Genomic DNA, 13,297 nt, shown 5'->3' on the forward strand with positions numbered 1-13,297 from the left:
GCCACCAGCCTGGCGGCCCTCCCTAGGATGCGGTCCGGACCGGCATGATCACGTGCACGTAGTCCTCCTTGCCGACCCCGCGGATGACACCCGGGGCAAGCGGACCGGAGAGCTCCAAGGCCGCCTGCTCGGCTCCCAGGTTGCTCAGCACGTCGATCAGGTAGCGCGCATTGAAGGCGATGCTGGTCGGCTGGCCCTCGACGCTGGCCTCCAGCGCATCGGCTGCATCTCCGACATCAGCTGCATGAGCGGTGATCGCGACCCCCTCCGACGCCTCGCCCCCGATCTCGATCTTCACGATGTTGGCGCTGTCACGAGCGAAGATGCTTGCCCGCCGCGCTCCGGCCAGGAACGCCTCCCGGTCCAGCACGGCGCGGCTGGTGTGCCCGGTCGGGATCACCGGCTCGTAGTTGGGGAACTGCCCCTCGATCAACCGGCTGACCAGGTCGATCCCGTTCACGTGAAACAGGATCTGGCTCTTGTTCGGCGTCACGGTGATCTCGATCGACTCGTCGGAGTCCGGCATGATCCGCACCAGCTCCGCGTAGGAGCGAGCCGGCACCACAATCGTGATCTCGGGCGTGACCGGCTTGGCAAGCTCCAGGCTGCGCACCGCGATGCGGTAGTTATCCGCAGCCGCAAGCGTCATCCGGTCTCCGGCCAGCCGGGTCAGCACCCCGGTGAGGATCGGGCGGCTCTCGTCGCTGGCCGCCGCGAAGACGACCTCGCCCAGGGCCTCGCGCAGGGTCCGCGAGTCCGCACTGCTGATCGGCGTGTCGCCAATGGCGGCCACGACCGGAAACTCATCGGCCTCGATCCCCTTGATCGAGGAGCGACTCCCGCCACAGGTGACCTTGAGCGTTCGGTCCTTGGCCGAGAACTGGAGGTCGATGCGCTGGTTCGGGAGCGACGAGACGAGCTCCGTCAGGAGCTTGGCCGGGACCGTGATCTCGCCTTCATCGGCCACCTTGCCCGGGACCCAGCAGTTGATGCCGATCTCGAGATTGGTGGCGGTCAGCTTGAGGCCGGCGTTCTCGGTCTTGAGCAGGACATTGGCCAGCACCGGAAGGGTGGCCCTGCTGCTGACGGCTCGACCCACCACCCCCAGGCCGCGCGCCAGGTTCTCCTGCATGACCGATACGTTCATTCCGACCTCATCCTTGACGACCATTGGTTCTCCACTGGCCTGTGCGTCACTCTATGAAACCAAGAGAAGGATACTCATCCGCAGCCGTCCCTAGTAGGCGTGTGGACGATGTGGATCGTCACGCACGTCCGTGCTTGGCCGCGGTGCCGATAACAGCCTCCCGTCGGTGGGCATCCGTCCTCGTGGTGAGCCCTTGCTGTGGATGGCTCGCCCCACCCGGTTGACAACCCTCCCGTCTGCGTCCGGCGACCCGGCAGCTTCGTCCACGTCGAGCGACATTTCTCCACCGTCCTGGCCAGGTTCTCCACGGACGGCAGGCGTCACTCGGAGTAGATCATCTCCCGCACCGCGCTCACCTCGCGGCGCATCTCGTCATTCTCGGCCAGCTCCCGCGCGATCTTGTCGTAGGCATGCAGGACGGTCGAGTGGTCTCGCCCCCCGAGCTCGGCGCCGATCCGCAGCAGGGAGATGTCGGTCTCCTCGCGGATCAGGTACATCGCGATCTGGCGCGGCACGACGATCGCCTTGTCGCGCTTCGACGAGCGCAGCTGGTCGAGGTTGACGCCGTAGTAGTCAGCCACCGCGCGCACGATGCGCTGTGGTGTGATGGAGCGCTTCTTGGGGTTGTACATGACGTTCGACAGGACCGCGCTGGCCAGCTCGTTGTTGATCGGCATGCCCGACATCGAGGCGTAGGCGACGACCCGGTTGAGCGCCCCCTCCAGCTCGCGGACGTTGCTCACCACCTTGCGCGCGATGAACTCGATCACCTCGGCCGGGATCAGGTTCAGCTGGTCCTCGGCCTTGCTGCGCAGGATCGCGATGCGGGTCTCGAGGTCCGGCGGCGTCAGGTCGGCGATGAGGCCCCACTCGAACCGTGAGCGGAGCCGCTCCTCCAGGGTGGTGATCGCCTTCGGCGGCCGGTCGCTGGACAGGACGATCTGCTTGCCTGCCTCGTGGATGGTGTTGAAGGTGTGGAAGAACTCCTCCTGCGTCCGCTCGCGCTCGGCGATGAACTGGATGTCGTCGATCAGCAGCACGTCGATGCGGCGATAGCGGTTGCGGAAGTCCTCCATCTTCTGCTCGCGGATCGAGTTGATGAAGTCGTTGGTGAACTTCTCGCTGGTCGCGTACAGGATCCGCTTGCGCGGGAACTTGACCGCCACCGCGTTGCCGATGGCGTGCATCAGATGGGTCTTGCCGAGGCCCACGCCGCCGTACAGGAAGAGCGGGTTATAGGCGTGACCGGGCCGCTCGGCGACCGAGAGGGCCGCGGCGTGCGCCAGGCGATTGGCACTGCCCACGATGAAGTTGCTGAAGGCGTAGCGCCCGTTCAGGTTGACCGTATTGCCGCCGGCCGAGGCCGGGGGGAGCGGGAGCGCCTGGTCGTCGGACTGGGCGGGCACCGGGCCGGGGGCATCGGCCACCACGAACTCGACCTGGACCGACCCGCCCACCACCCGGGCGAGGGTCTGGCTGATCAGGGTTCGATATCGGTTGTCGAGCCAGTCGCGGGCAAAGCCGTTCGGGGCTGCGATGCGATAGCGGTTCTCGTCGAGGTCTACGAGCGACGTGTCCTTCAGCCAGGTCTCGAAGTTGGCCGGGGAAAGAGAGACCTGCAGCTCACCCAGGACGGCACGCCATACCTGCTTCGCATCCATCGATAGCCAACTCCCAATCGATTGAGCCGCGGCGTTCCGGCACCGGTTGAGGACCTCCCTCGGGGCGCACGGGACCCGGTCAGATGGGCGCGGGCCTCGGGGGTCGCGGTAGTGTAGCAGCACCCTTTCGGGACCGGCAATGGATTAGTTCAAGTTGCCGTCGCTCCGGGGTTGGAGGTTTGACACTCCGCTCGACGCGTCGCTAGAATCGCCGGGCAGAGCGAGACGGGCCGCACCACACGGCCATCGCGTCAGGCTGGCGAAGACGCCAGCCATTCTTGTGTTATCGACCCCGATCGCCGCCGCTGAACGAGGACAGTCACGCACTCATGAAGAGGACCTACCAGCCCAAGAAGCGCGCCCGGAAGCGGGAACACGGCTTCCGCGCTCGCATGGCTTCGAAGGGTGGTCGCCGCGTGCTTGCCCGTCGTCGGGCGAAGGGGCGCGAGAAGCTCAGCGCCTGACGGCGTAGAGGACCGAGGTGCCGCCCCTTGAGATGCTTCGGCGCAAGGCGGACTTCGACGCGATTGGTCGCCACGGGACGGTTCGCTCCAGTCGGCTCCTGGTCCTGCGATCGATGCGGACCTCGGGGTCGAGGACGAGGATCGGGCTGAGCACCCCGCGATCGCTCGGCGGCGCGGTCCAGCGCAATCGGGTGAGGCGTCGGCTGCGCGACCTGCTCCGCGAGCAGCTGAACGCCACGGAAGGGGGCCTGGACCTGTTGCTGATCGCGCGATCGGAGGCAGGGACAGCAAGCTACTCGGAGCTGCGGGAGGCATTGCGATCGCTCCTCGAGCGATCGGGAATCGGTGGATGAGGAAGATCGGGCTCGGGCTGATCATCGCGTACCAGCGGCTCTTCGCATGGCTGCCGCCCAGCTGCCGCTATACGCCGAGCTGCTCGCAGTACACCTACCAGGCCATCGAGCGCTACGGCCTCCTTCGCGGGTCCTGGATGGGTGCCCGCCGCATCGGCCGCTGTCATCCGATGCACCCGGGTGGCTATGACCCGGTCCGCTAGAGAGAGCACCAGACCTTGACACTCATCGGCGCCGGGTTCCTGGGGATAGAGCACTTCACGCCCCCGTGGGATGTCTTCTTCCTGCCCCTCTTCAACCTGCTGATCGCGTCGTATCGGATCATCTTCAGCGACTTCGCGCTCGCGATCATCGTCTTCACGATCGTCATCCGCACGCTGCTGGCCCCGCTCTTCGTGCGCCAGATCAACTCCCAGAAAGAGATGCAGCGTATGGCGCCCCTCATCCGCGAGGTGAACCGCAAGCACAAGGGCAACCGGACCAAGATCGCCGAGGAGACGCAGGCGCTCTACCGGGAGCATGGGGTCAACCCGGCCGCCGGCTGCCTGCCGGTCGTGGCTCAGCTGCCGCTCCTGTTTGCGCTCTACCAGGCGCTCATCCGCGCCTCGAACGTGGTCACGCTGTCGGTCAAGGACGCGGCGTCGGACACTTTCAGCCAGCTGCAGGCGGCGCTCCCCGGCATCGTCAAGATCGCCGACATCAAGGACGCGGCCGGCGCCATCACCCAGGTCCAGTACGCGGCGCCGGTTGTCGGCAGCGGTGCCACCTGCAGCCTGGCGCAGTTCGAGGTCGACCCCTTCAAGAGCTTCCTGCCCCTGAACTGCCAGCTGATCGATCCTCTGAAGCTGATCGAGCCGATCAATACGCACGTCTCGTGGCTCCTGAACCTCGACCTGGCGCAAATCGACAACAAGTTCGGGTTCATCATCCCGGGCCTCGGCTTCACGATCTCCGCCCTGGCCATTCTGGCCGGGATCCTGCAGTTCATCCAGGTCCGCATGACCAGCCCCAAGCCGGTCGCCGACGACCCCACCTCGTCGACCACCAACACCATGACCTACCTCTTCCCGCTGCTGACGATCTGGTGGGGCGGCCTCTTCCCGAGCGGCCTGATCCTGTATTGGATCGTGTACACCGCCTACCTGGTCGTGCAGCAGTTCCGGATCATGGGCTGGGGCAACCTCTTCCCGCTCTTCGGCTGGCAGCCGGGCTTCGCGCCTGCGCCGGAGACCGGGCTCGTCAGCCGACCGGCGCGCGACCCCACCGAGCCAGACAAGGCGGCGACCAACACCGCGACGCCGCCCAACCCACGTCCCGCTGGCACGCCGGGTGGCACCAGCCGCCCCGCGTCCCGCTCGACCAAGAAGAGACGCCGAGGACGAAGACGATGACATTCCGAGAGTTCACCGGCAAGAACGTCGAAGAAGCGATCCGCACCGCGATGAAGGAATACAGCGCGGAGCTCGCCGAGCTCGACATCGAGATCCTGTCCCAGGGGAACCGCGGCATCCTTGGGGTCGGAGGCGAGGAGGCACGCATCCTGGCCGCACCGAAGTCCGCGGTCGCGGCCGCCGAGACGGTGCGCGACACGTCTCACGAGCCTCCGGAGCCGATGGAGCCGATGGCGCCGATAGCGCCGGCAGGCGAACCCAGCCTGCCCAGCGCCGATCAGCCCGCCGAGGGCGAGCCGATGAGCGAGCAGCTCGCCGACCTCGGACGCTCCGAGGCACCTCCGCGTCGCGATGCAGGGGGCCGATCCCGCGGTGGGCGCGGGCGGTCGGACCGCGACACGCGCGGCGGGCGTGGCGATCGCCCCTTCCGCGAGAGACCACCGCGCGCGCCACGCGAGCCACGCGAGGACAGGCCGCCGCGCGAGCCCGCCCCCTTCATCCCCGGCAAGCCGCTCGACGAGCTGTCAGAGAAGGAGCGCGGCACGCTGGCGGAGGCGAAGGGCGTGCTCGAGGAGCTCCTGCGCTTGATGGAGGTGCCGGGCACGGTCGAGGTTGCGACCGGCGGTGAGACGGCGCGTCTCAACGTACGCGGCTCGGACCTGGGCGTGTTGATCGGCCGGCGCGGCGAGAAGCTGGCCAGCCTCCAGCACATCGTCAATCTGATCGTGGCAAAGAAGGAAGGCGAGTATCACCGCATCGCGGTGGATGTCGAGAACTACCGCGGCCGACGCGAGGAGCAGCTTCGCGACGTCGCCGATCGGGCCGCCAAGCGAGTCCTCCAGACGGGCAAGATCATCCAGCTGGAGCCGATGCCCGCGATCGAGCGCCGCATCGTGCACATGGCGCTGGTCGAGAACCCCCAGGTTCGCACCCAGAGCGTTGGAGTCGAGCCGAACCGGCGGATCGTGATCCTGCCTGCCACCAAGGTCGAATAGCCGGACGATCATCATGGGGAGCGCCGCAGCGCCGCTGAATGCCGTCCGCGCCATCGGACGGCTCGACGTGGGTGGCCCGTGGATCGGCTTTGGCTACCGAGCTGGTGCGAGCCGCATCGTGGTGGAGGTCGTAGACGCCATGCGTGACGCTTCCGCGGACCAGGATCTTGTCCTCGCGCTCGCGATCGCCTACTTCGCCGAGGCCCTTGACGACGCACCGCCGGACCTCGAGGCCACCCAGTCGGATATGTCCGCCCTGGTGCGCCATGTGATGGGGGCAGAGGCGGATCCGGCGCGCCACGCGCTGCTGGGTGAGGCGATGGACGCCATCGACGACGGGCTCGCCGGGGATGCGGTGGCCGAGAAGCTGCAGGCCGCCAGGTCAGCGCGGGACGGCACAGTCGACCCGATTGAGCTCCTGTCGATGCGGGCTCAGGAGATCGCCGCCGGGGGCTAAGCCCTCGGATCGTCCTCCGACCGCTCGCCGCCCATCGGCTCATTCATGGAGTCTGACATCGGCTCGGCCATCGGCGGCGACATCGGCTCGGCGGGCGGGGCCGGTGGGGCAGGCGGTGCAGCGGGGGGAGCGGGGGGAGCGGGGGGTGCCGGAGGTGCTGTGCCGGCCGTGCCGAGATTGAACTTGCCGCCCTCGGACTGGAACTCCCGCCAGCTCGCCCAGCCCATCAGGAGGCCGCCGGCGGTGCTGAGGAGGAGGCCGACGAACCACAGGCCGCCGTACAGGGCGAACGCCCCCAAGACGGTGAGGATCGCGAGGAGCGACAGGACCGCTGCGATCCCGGCGACGCCGCCCACGATCAGCATCAGGCTGCCCTTTGAGCCCGGGAGCGTCGTGGTCGGCGAGAACTGCGGCAGGAAGACGACGATGAGCATGGCGACGCCGGTCAGCAGCGTGAACGTCCCCCCGCCACCGAAGCTCAATATCGCACCGACAATGGCTGCCACGGCACCGATTGCCGCCAGCTTTTCGTTCGATCCGAGCTTGGAGAAGTCCATCTGAGTCAAACGCCTCCCTATGTCATCGCGGCGACGATGCGTGGAGCGCGCTGGGCGTGCCGCTTGGCCGCGACCTTAGCACAGGCAGGGGCCGCTTCATAGGCAGATCAGGCCTGGTCGTCATCTCGGTAGGTCGGTGCGTCGACCGGCGGCTCGCTGGGTGGCGACGCGGAAGGAGGTGCTGCCGGCGCTTGCGCCGCGGACGACGCGCCGGACGAGCCCATCTGGAACTTGCCACCCTCGGCCTGGAATGCCAGCCAGCCAGCCCAGCCCATGACCAGGGCACCGGCCACGGCGCTCAGGAAGAGGAGCGACGAGAGGTCAAAGCCCTCGAATGTGAAGCTGAAGGTCGACAGGAGGACGTATGCCATGAGCAGGGCCGCCAGGCCGCCGACGACGACCATCAGGGTCCCCTTGTTGCCCGGGAGCTTGGTGCCGGGCGACATCTGGGGCAGGAAGATCACGACGAGCATCGCGAGCGCGAGGATCGCGCCAAGCCAGGTCACGCCCCAGTGACCGGGGTAGCTCGATGCTGCCACGACGGCGCCGATGAGGGTCGCCACAGCACCGTACACCGCCAGCTTTTCCGATGCGCTGAGCTTGGAGAGATCCATGATCCCACGCCTCCATCACCCGCGGCCGGAGCAGGAATCTGGGCGTGCCGCGTGCAGGCACGTTAGCACAGGGAACAGGCCGCCCAGCGAGATGAATGCGACCGCATAACCGGCTGGTTGCTTCCGGGAGGAGGCGTGGCGGCGGAGTGTTGGTGGAGATGGGGGAGAATCGAACTCCCCGTCCAGAACCGAGTCGCCGGGAACGTACTACAGATATTTCCGGCCTATTTCGAGCTTCGCCTGCGGGCCCCCGACCGGCGGGGTGCTCCGCTCGCTATCCGGCTGACCTTGCGGCCCTTTGACGCCACTCACCGGAGTCGGCGGCGCCGCATCTCGCCTTGTGACGCCTTCACGGCCCGGCGAGAGAGGGCCGTGTCGGCGCTCGTCGCTACTTAGGCGGCGAGAGCGTAACTATTCTTGCCAGTTACTGGCTTGCCCGCGGTTTTACGAGGCCATGCGGGCGACCTCGACCTGCAGTTCCCGGTCCCTGAGCCCTGTCGAAACCTGACATCCCCACGGACCGATCGAGCATGCATGGTAGCACGGGCCTGCCACGAGCTCGATCGCCGCTACATCCGCACGCGCTCCTTGGTCGACCGCTCGAGCTCGCGACGTGCATCCCGCTCGGCGATGGTGCGGCGCTTGTCGTACGCCTTCTTGCCCCGCGCCACCCCGATCTCGAGCTTTGCCATCCCGTTTCGGATGTACAGCTTGAGTGGGACGAGGGTGAATCCCTTGGCCTGGGTTCGCCCGACCAGCTCGGCGATCTGGTCCCGGTGCAGGAGGAGCTTCCGGGTCCGCGTGGGCTCGTGGTTGTTGCGGTTCCCCTGCTCGTACGGGGCGATGTGCGCGCCGATCAGCCACGCCTCCCCCTTTTCGATCCGCGCGTATGCCTCGGCGAGGTTGACGCGGCCGGCGCGGATGGACTTGATCTCGGTCCCGGTCAGCGCGATGCCGGCCTCGAGCGTCTCATCGACGGCGTACTCGTGGCGGGCGCGGCGGTTGACGGCGACAGTCTTATCGGGCATCGGAACCTGCGTGAGGGGAACCTGCGTGAGGTCGAGAAAGGAAAGAGCCGACCGTATCGGCCGGCTCTCTCGTCGCTACCACGCGAAGGGGTGCTAGCGCACCGCCTCGGTGGTGGCGTGACAGGAACTACTCACTGCACACCACCTCCTTTCGTTGCGCGGGATGCTAGCAGTCGGCCGGCCACCATGCAATGCCCGCTACGCGGCGGCCCGCATCCGGGGGAGAGAGGCGGCGGGTGCCGTCAGCTCGGTGATGGCCCGGTCGAGAATCGGGTCCTGGTCAGGCGGTGTTTCGTCGGGAACCTCGACCGCGATGTCCGGCTGCACGCCGTTCGGCGCGACCGAGCCGTGGTCCGGAGTGAACCAGCGCGAGATGGTGATCCGAACGCCGCTGTGGTCGACCAGCTCGGTCCAGACCTGGACCGTGTTCTTGCCGTAGGTCGGCTGGCCGATGATCACACCGCGGCCGGTCTCCTTGATGGCCGCCGCCACGATCTCGGATGCCGATGCGCTTCCACCGTTCACGAGCACCGCCAGAGGCAGTTCTGGATCGGTCGCGAGCCCGTCGGCTTTGGCCTCCCAGCGCTTCGTCTCGCCGCCGGACGACTCCTGGGTGAAGATCAACCCGGAGCCGATGAACTCCGAGGCGACCTCTTGGGCGGCATCGATATAGCCACCCGGGTTGTCCCGCAGGTCGAAGATGATCGAGTTGGCGCCGTCGTCGAGGAGCGCACCGAGGGCCGTCCGGAATTCATCCGCACTCCGCTGGCTGAAGCCGTGCAGGGCGACGTAGCCGATCTTGCCCGCTAGCATCCTGCTGCTGACCTCACGCTGGACGATCTTCGCCCGAGTGATGGTGAGGTCGAACGTTCGCTCCCCGCGCCGCAGCGTCAGGGTGACCTTGGTCCCCGGCTCGCCGCGGACCTTGCCGACCTGGTCCTGGAGGGTGGACCCGTTGACGCTCTCGCCATCCACCGCCAGCACGATGTCGCCCGAGCGCAGCCCGGCAGCCTCGGCCGGGGAGTCGGCCAGCGGCGCCACGACCACCAGGACGCAGGTCTCGGAGAGCTGCGTGCAAGCCGCCAGGTCATCGGGATTCTCGGTGTTCTTGACCGACATCTCGACGCCGATCCCGGTGAACTCGCCCGAGAGCGAGCCGAGCGCACGCTGGTACTCGTCGGGGGACATGTAGCCGCTGAAGGGATCCTTGACTCCGTATTCGAAGAGCCCGCGAATGGCGCCCTCGGCCAGCTGCGTGTCGTCCAGCTTGTCGACGAACTGCTCCTTGAGCTTGTCGTATGCCTCGCACAGGGCCGCGAACGCCTCGGTCGGGGCGGCGCACGTCCCATCCCGGCTCGCCCCGCCGGCGGCGAGGTAGCCACCCGCGAAGAGAAGCGAGCCAAGCAGGCTGGCCAGGAGCAGCGAGACGATCCACGTGGCCGGGGACGAGCCTCGAACGGCCGGGCGCTCGGGCGGCGTGGTGGGCAGCGGGGCAGGGATCTGGTCGCTCATCGGCGGCGGAGTGTAGCACCGGCCGGCGGGCGCCCGGTTACGCCTCCATTATGTTTCGCTTATCGCAGCTGCGGCACATCACGTGGACGAGGACAGGTTGGCACGCACGCTGATCCAGCTGCCCACCGCTCCCACCCCCAGGCCCACGCCCAGGATGACCGCCGAGAGGACCGCCAGGAAGTCCGTGCTGACCGCGGTCGGCATCTGGAAGACGCGCACCATGATCGGCTTGATCGGCTCCCAGGCAACCGCCACCAGGATGATGGTGACGACCGCGCCGATGACGCCGCACAGGATCCCCTCCAGGATGAACGGCCAGCGAATGAACGAGTCGCTGGCCCCCACCAGGCGCATGATCTCGATCTCGCCGCTGCGGCTGTAGACGGCGATCCGGATCATGTTCACGATCATGAACAGCACGGTGAGGCCGACCAGCGCGAGGGCGATGAACCCGACCGTGCGGACGTAGCCGATGATCGAGAGGAGCTTCGCGTAGTCGACCTGGCGGGTGGTGATGCGTTCGACCTCCGATCGCTCGCCCAGCGCACCCTGGACAGACTCGGCGAAGTTCGGATCCGTCAGCGAGATCTCGACGCTGGCGTACAGGCTGATCGGGGCGCCACCCAGGTCGAGCGTCAGCCCCTGCTGGCGATAGAACTCCTTGAGCCGATCGAGCGCCATTTCCGGACTGATGTACTCGGCCTCGCTCACCCCGGGCAGGGCCCGGATGTCGGCCAGCAGGCCGTCGAGCTCGGGCTGTTGCAGATCGTCCTGGAGGCGGGCGGTGACACCGACCTTGCTCTCGATGTACTGCAGCCCGCTGTCCAGGCCGGCCAGCACGATCAGCAGCCCTGATAGGAGGACCAGCATCAGGACAACCGTCGAGGTCGCGGCAAGGCTCATCATCGCGTTGCGCCAGAAGCCCTGCCAGGCGCGGACCACCGAGAAGGCGATGAAGCGCACGAGTCGCATCGGCTAGTACTCGCGCTCGTACGCCGCGCCGGACTCGTCGCGGACCAGGGTGCCGTGTTCGAGCGCCAGGACGCGACGGCGCATGGCGTTCACGATCTCCTGGTTGTGGGTCGCCATCAGCACGGTGGTGCCCATCGCGTTGATCTGGATCAGGAGCTGGATCAGGTCCCAGCTGGTGACGGGATCCAGGTTGCCGGTCGGCTCGTCCGCGATCAGCATCGCCGGATCGTGGACCAGTGCGCGCGCGATGGCGGTGCGCTGCTGCTCGCCGCCCGAGAGCTGGGCCGGCAGGTGCTCGTCATGCTCGTGCAGGCCGACCAGGCTCAGGAGCCGCGGCACCCGGTACCGGATCTCCGCGCTCGACGCGCCGGTCACCTCCAGGGCAAAGGCGACATTCTCGTACACCGTCTTGGCGGGCAGCAGCCGGAAGTCCTGGAAGACGATCCCGATCCGACGCCGGAGCGAGGGGACCTGGCTGCGCCGCATCGTCGACAGGTCGCGGCCCGCCACCACGACGCGGCCGGCCGTGGGCAACTGCTCGCGGATGAGGAGGCGGATGAAGGTGCTCTTGCCGGCTCCCGACGGGCCGACCAGGAAGACGAAATCGCCCTCGGGAATGCTCACGTTCACGTCGACCAGCGCGACCTTGCCGTTGGGATAGGTCATCCCGACGTCCACCATGCTGATCACCGGCTCGACCGCCTCCGGGACCGCCACGTAGGGGAGCCGCAGCGCGTCGGTCATGTTGCCGCCACCTCACCGATCCGCGAGCGCAGGTAGCCCTCGATGAAGGCGTCCAGGTCGCCGTCCAGGACGGCGCTGGGATTCGAGGTCTCCACGCCGGTGCGCAGGTCCTTGACCATGGTGTAGGGCTGCAGCACGTAGCTGCGGATCTGGTTCCCCCAGCCAGCCTCGACGTGCTCTCCGCGCAGCCGCGCCATCTCCGCCTCGCGCTCCTCCTCGGCGCGCTCGACCAGCTTGGCACGCAGCACCGCCATCCCCCGCTCCCGGTTCTGGATCTGGCTGCGCTCGTTCTGGCAGGTGACCACGATCCCGGTTGGCAGGTGGGTGATGCGCACCGCAGAGTCGGTCTTGTTGACGTGCTGCCCGCCGGCCCCGGATGCCCGATAGGTGTCGACCTTCAGGTCGCGCTCGTCGATCTCGATCGCCGCGTCCTCGGGGACCTCGGGCATCACTTCCACCAGCGCGAAGCTGGTGTGGCGGCGGTTCTGAGAGTCGAACGGGCTGATGCGCACCAGCCGATGCACCCCGCGCTCGCTGCGCAGGCGACCGTAGGCCCAGCGACCGTCGATGGCGACCGTGACGCTCTTCAAGCCGGCCTCCTCGCCCTCGGTCTGGTCGAGGATCTCGGTCCGATACTTGTTTCGCTCCGCCCAGCGCAGGTACATGCGCAGCAGCATCTCCGCCCAGTCCTGGCTCTCCGTCCCGCCCGCGCCGGCATGGACCGATACGATCGCCGGCCGCTCGTCGTAGGGCTCCGAGAGCAGGAGACGCCCCTCCATCCGGTTCCAGTCGGCGCTGAGGCCGGCGAGGTCCCGCTCGAGGTCGGCAGCCAGCTCGGCCCCTCCATCGGGCTCCGCTGCCGCCAACTCCGCCATCTCGGCCAGTGCGCCGGCTCGGGCGCCGAGCTCCTGCCAGGCACCGATCTCCTCGCGCAGCTCATCGGCACGGCGCAGCACCGTCTGTGCCGCAGCGGGATCGTCCCAGAAGCCGGGTTCGGAGGATCGCGAGGTCAGCTCCGCGAGCTCGAGTTCCTTGGCGGGCAGGTCAAAGGCGCACCGCCGTGTCGGCCACGAGGCGCGCCAGCCGGAGCGCCTCGTCCTTAATTGCGTCCAAGGGCCGACACCATGGGGAGCTCCATCTCCGTCAACCGCACGCTCTTGCTGCGCACCCTCGCCGGGTTCACGCAGGGACAGTAGTCCTTGCGCGGGCACGAGCCGCAGTTGCCGTCGCAGTCGAGGGTCATGGCGTAGCTGCAGCGCATGCAGTCGCGCTCGCAGACGATGAGGTCTTCGTAGGGGAGGGAGGGGTCTCGGAAGCGGGTGACCAGCGGCAGCTCGGTCGTCTGAGGGGTGGAGGTGAGGGTCTCGGAACCTCGACGAGGGGTGGTCAGCTGCTTCACGTA

The 13,297-nt window shown here is 67.7% G+C and carries 16 protein-coding genes and 1 other RNA gene; 6 read left to right on the forward strand and 11 right to left on the reverse strand.

Annotation, left to right across the window (positions count from 1 at the left end):
- Positions 1-22: 22 nt before the first annotated feature.
- Positions 23-1,171: a DNA polymerase III subunit beta gene (dnaN, locus tag WEB29_10065; GenBank protein ID MEX2137274.1), complete on the reverse strand. Its 1,149-nt coding sequence runs from the start codon at positions 1,169-1,171 to the stop codon at positions 23-25.
- A 296-nt stretch (positions 1,172-1,467) separates the two neighbouring features.
- Positions 1,468-2,808: a chromosomal replication initiator protein DnaA gene (gene dnaA / locus WEB29_10070; protein ID MEX2137275.1), complete on the reverse strand. Its 1,341-nt coding sequence runs from the start codon at positions 2,806-2,808 to the stop codon at positions 1,468-1,470.
- Between the two features lie 329 nt (positions 2,809-3,137).
- Between dnaA and rpmH the strand changes: the two genes are divergently transcribed.
- The 6 genes from rpmH to WEB29_10100 are packed head-to-tail and all read left to right on the forward strand — an operon-like array spanning position 3,138 to position 6,468.
- Entirely contained in the window at positions 3,138-3,272 is a 135-nt protein-coding gene (gene rpmH, locus WEB29_10075; GenBank protein MEX2137276.1) for a 50S ribosomal protein L34, read from the forward strand.
- 32 nt (positions 3,273-3,304) lie between these two features.
- The gene (gene rnpA / locus WEB29_10080; GenBank protein MEX2137277.1) at positions 3,305-3,625 is read left to right on the forward strand and encodes a ribonuclease P protein component; all 321 of its coding nucleotides are present in this window, start codon (positions 3,305-3,307) and stop codon (positions 3,623-3,625) included.
- On the forward strand, positions 3,622-3,828 hold the full coding sequence (yidD, locus tag WEB29_10085; protein MEX2137278.1) for a membrane protein insertion efficiency factor YidD: 207 nt from the start codon (positions 3,622-3,624) through the stop codon (positions 3,826-3,828). Before rnpA ends, yidD begins: the two co-directional genes overlap by 4 nt.
- A gap of 15 nt (positions 3,829-3,843) precedes the next feature.
- Positions 3,844-5,016 (forward strand): YidC/Oxa1 family membrane protein insertase, encoded by a 1,173-nt coding sequence (locus WEB29_10090; protein ID MEX2137279.1) that lies wholly within the window; start codon positions 3,844-3,846, stop codon positions 5,014-5,016.
- Positions 5,013-6,011 (forward strand): RNA-binding cell elongation regulator Jag/EloR, encoded by a 999-nt coding sequence (gene jag, locus WEB29_10095; protein MEX2137280.1) that lies wholly within the window; start codon positions 5,013-5,015, stop codon positions 6,009-6,011. Before WEB29_10090 ends, jag begins: the two co-directional genes overlap by 4 nt.
- A 13-nt stretch (positions 6,012-6,024) precedes the next feature.
- On the forward strand, positions 6,025-6,468 hold the full coding sequence (locus tag WEB29_10100) for a hypothetical protein (protein MEX2137281.1): 444 nt from the start codon (positions 6,025-6,027) through the stop codon (positions 6,466-6,468).
- Here the strand turns inward: WEB29_10100 and WEB29_10105 are convergent.
- The 9 genes from WEB29_10105 to WEB29_10145 form a co-directional block, all read right to left on the reverse strand.
- Positions 6,465-7,025, reverse strand: coding sequence for a hypothetical protein (locus WEB29_10105; GenBank protein ID MEX2137282.1), 561 nt, complete (start codon positions 7,023-7,025; stop codon positions 6,465-6,467). The two genes, WEB29_10100 and WEB29_10105, sit on opposite strands and share 4 nt — an antisense overlap.
- 107 nt (positions 7,026-7,132) lie before the next feature.
- Positions 7,133-7,639, reverse strand: a complete 507-nt coding sequence (locus tag WEB29_10110; GenBank protein MEX2137283.1) for a hypothetical protein — start codon at positions 7,637-7,639, stop codon at positions 7,133-7,135.
- A 150-nt stretch (positions 7,640-7,789) separates the two neighbouring features.
- Positions 7,790-8,154, reverse strand: a transfer-messenger RNA (tmRNA) gene (gene ssrA / locus WEB29_10115).
- 54 nt (positions 8,155-8,208) lie between these two features.
- Positions 8,209-8,667: an SsrA-binding protein SmpB gene (gene smpB / locus WEB29_10120; GenBank protein MEX2137284.1), complete on the reverse strand. Its 459-nt coding sequence runs from the start codon at positions 8,665-8,667 to the stop codon at positions 8,209-8,211.
- Between the two features lie 198 nt (positions 8,668-8,865).
- Positions 8,866-10,179: a S41 family peptidase gene (locus WEB29_10125; protein ID MEX2137285.1), complete on the reverse strand. Its 1,314-nt coding sequence runs from the start codon at positions 10,177-10,179 to the stop codon at positions 8,866-8,868.
- 78 nt (positions 10,180-10,257) lie between these two features.
- Positions 10,258-11,151, reverse strand: coding sequence for a permease-like cell division protein FtsX (locus WEB29_10130; protein MEX2137286.1), 894 nt, complete (start codon positions 11,149-11,151; stop codon positions 10,258-10,260).
- A gap of 3 nt (positions 11,152-11,154) precedes the next feature.
- Positions 11,155-11,841: a cell division ATP-binding protein FtsE gene (ftsE, locus tag WEB29_10135; GenBank protein MEX2137287.1), complete on the reverse strand. Its 687-nt coding sequence runs from the start codon at positions 11,839-11,841 to the stop codon at positions 11,155-11,157.
- Between the two features lie 50 nt (positions 11,842-11,891).
- Positions 11,892-13,008 (reverse strand): peptide chain release factor 2 gene (prfB, locus tag WEB29_10140; protein ID MEX2137288.1). Its coding sequence is split into 2 segments (ribosomal slippage): positions 11,892-12,941 and positions 12,943-13,008, totalling 1,116 coding nucleotides; the frame shifts between segments, so codons are not numbered across the junction.
- Entirely contained in the window at positions 12,995-13,294 is a 300-nt protein-coding gene (locus WEB29_10145) for a hypothetical protein (protein MEX2137289.1), read from the reverse strand. The genes prfB and WEB29_10145 overlap by 14 nt, the downstream gene beginning before the upstream one ends.
- Positions 13,295-13,297 lie beyond the last annotated feature (3 nt).

The organism is Chloroflexota bacterium, from assembly GCA_040902225.1.
Taxonomy (GTDB): Bacteria; Chloroflexota; Limnocylindria; order QHBO01; family QHBO01; genus CF-167.

What these genes read in the sequence shown, in the direction of transcription:
- WEB29_10110 (MEX2137283.1), bottom strand. Translation starts at nt 7,639, where the DNA reads ATGGATCTCTCCAAGCTCAGCGCATCGGAAAAGCTGGCGGTGTACGGT.
- WEB29_10130 (MEX2137286.1), bottom strand. Translation starts at nt 11,151, where the DNA reads ATGCGACTCGTGCGCTTCATCGCCTTCTCGGTGGTCCGCGCCTGGCAG.
- dnaA (MEX2137275.1), bottom strand. Translation starts at nt 2,808, where the DNA reads ATGGATGCGAAGCAGGTATGGCGTGCCGTCCTGGGTGAGCTGCAGGTC.
- dnaN (MEX2137274.1), bottom strand. Translation starts at nt 1,171, where the DNA reads ATGGTCGTCAAGGATGAGGTCGGAATGAACGTATCGGTCATGCAGGAG.
- yidD (MEX2137278.1), top strand. Translation starts at nt 3,622, where the DNA reads ATGAGGAAGATCGGGCTCGGGCTGATCATCGCGTACCAGCGGCTCTTC.
- rnpA (MEX2137277.1), top strand. Translation starts at nt 3,305, where the DNA reads ATGCTTCGGCGCAAGGCGGACTTCGACGCGATTGGTCGCCACGGGACG.
- jag (MEX2137280.1), top strand. Translation starts at nt 5,013, where the DNA reads ATGACATTCCGAGAGTTCACCGGCAAGAACGTCGAAGAAGCGATCCGC.
- WEB29_10100 (MEX2137281.1), top strand. Translation starts at nt 6,025, where the DNA reads ATGGGGAGCGCCGCAGCGCCGCTGAATGCCGTCCGCGCCATCGGACGG.
- smpB (MEX2137284.1), bottom strand. Translation starts at nt 8,667, where the DNA reads ATGCCCGATAAGACTGTCGCCGTCAACCGCCGCGCCCGCCACGAGTAC.
- rpmH (MEX2137276.1), top strand. Translation starts at nt 3,138, where the DNA reads ATGAAGAGGACCTACCAGCCCAAGAAGCGCGCCCGGAAGCGGGAACAC.
- WEB29_10125 (MEX2137285.1), bottom strand. Translation starts at nt 10,179, where the DNA reads ATGAGCGACCAGATCCCTGCCCCGCTGCCCACCACGCCGCCCGAGCGC.
- WEB29_10105 (MEX2137282.1), bottom strand. Translation starts at nt 7,025, where the DNA reads ATGGACTTCTCCAAGCTCGGATCGAACGAAAAGCTGGCGGCAATCGGT.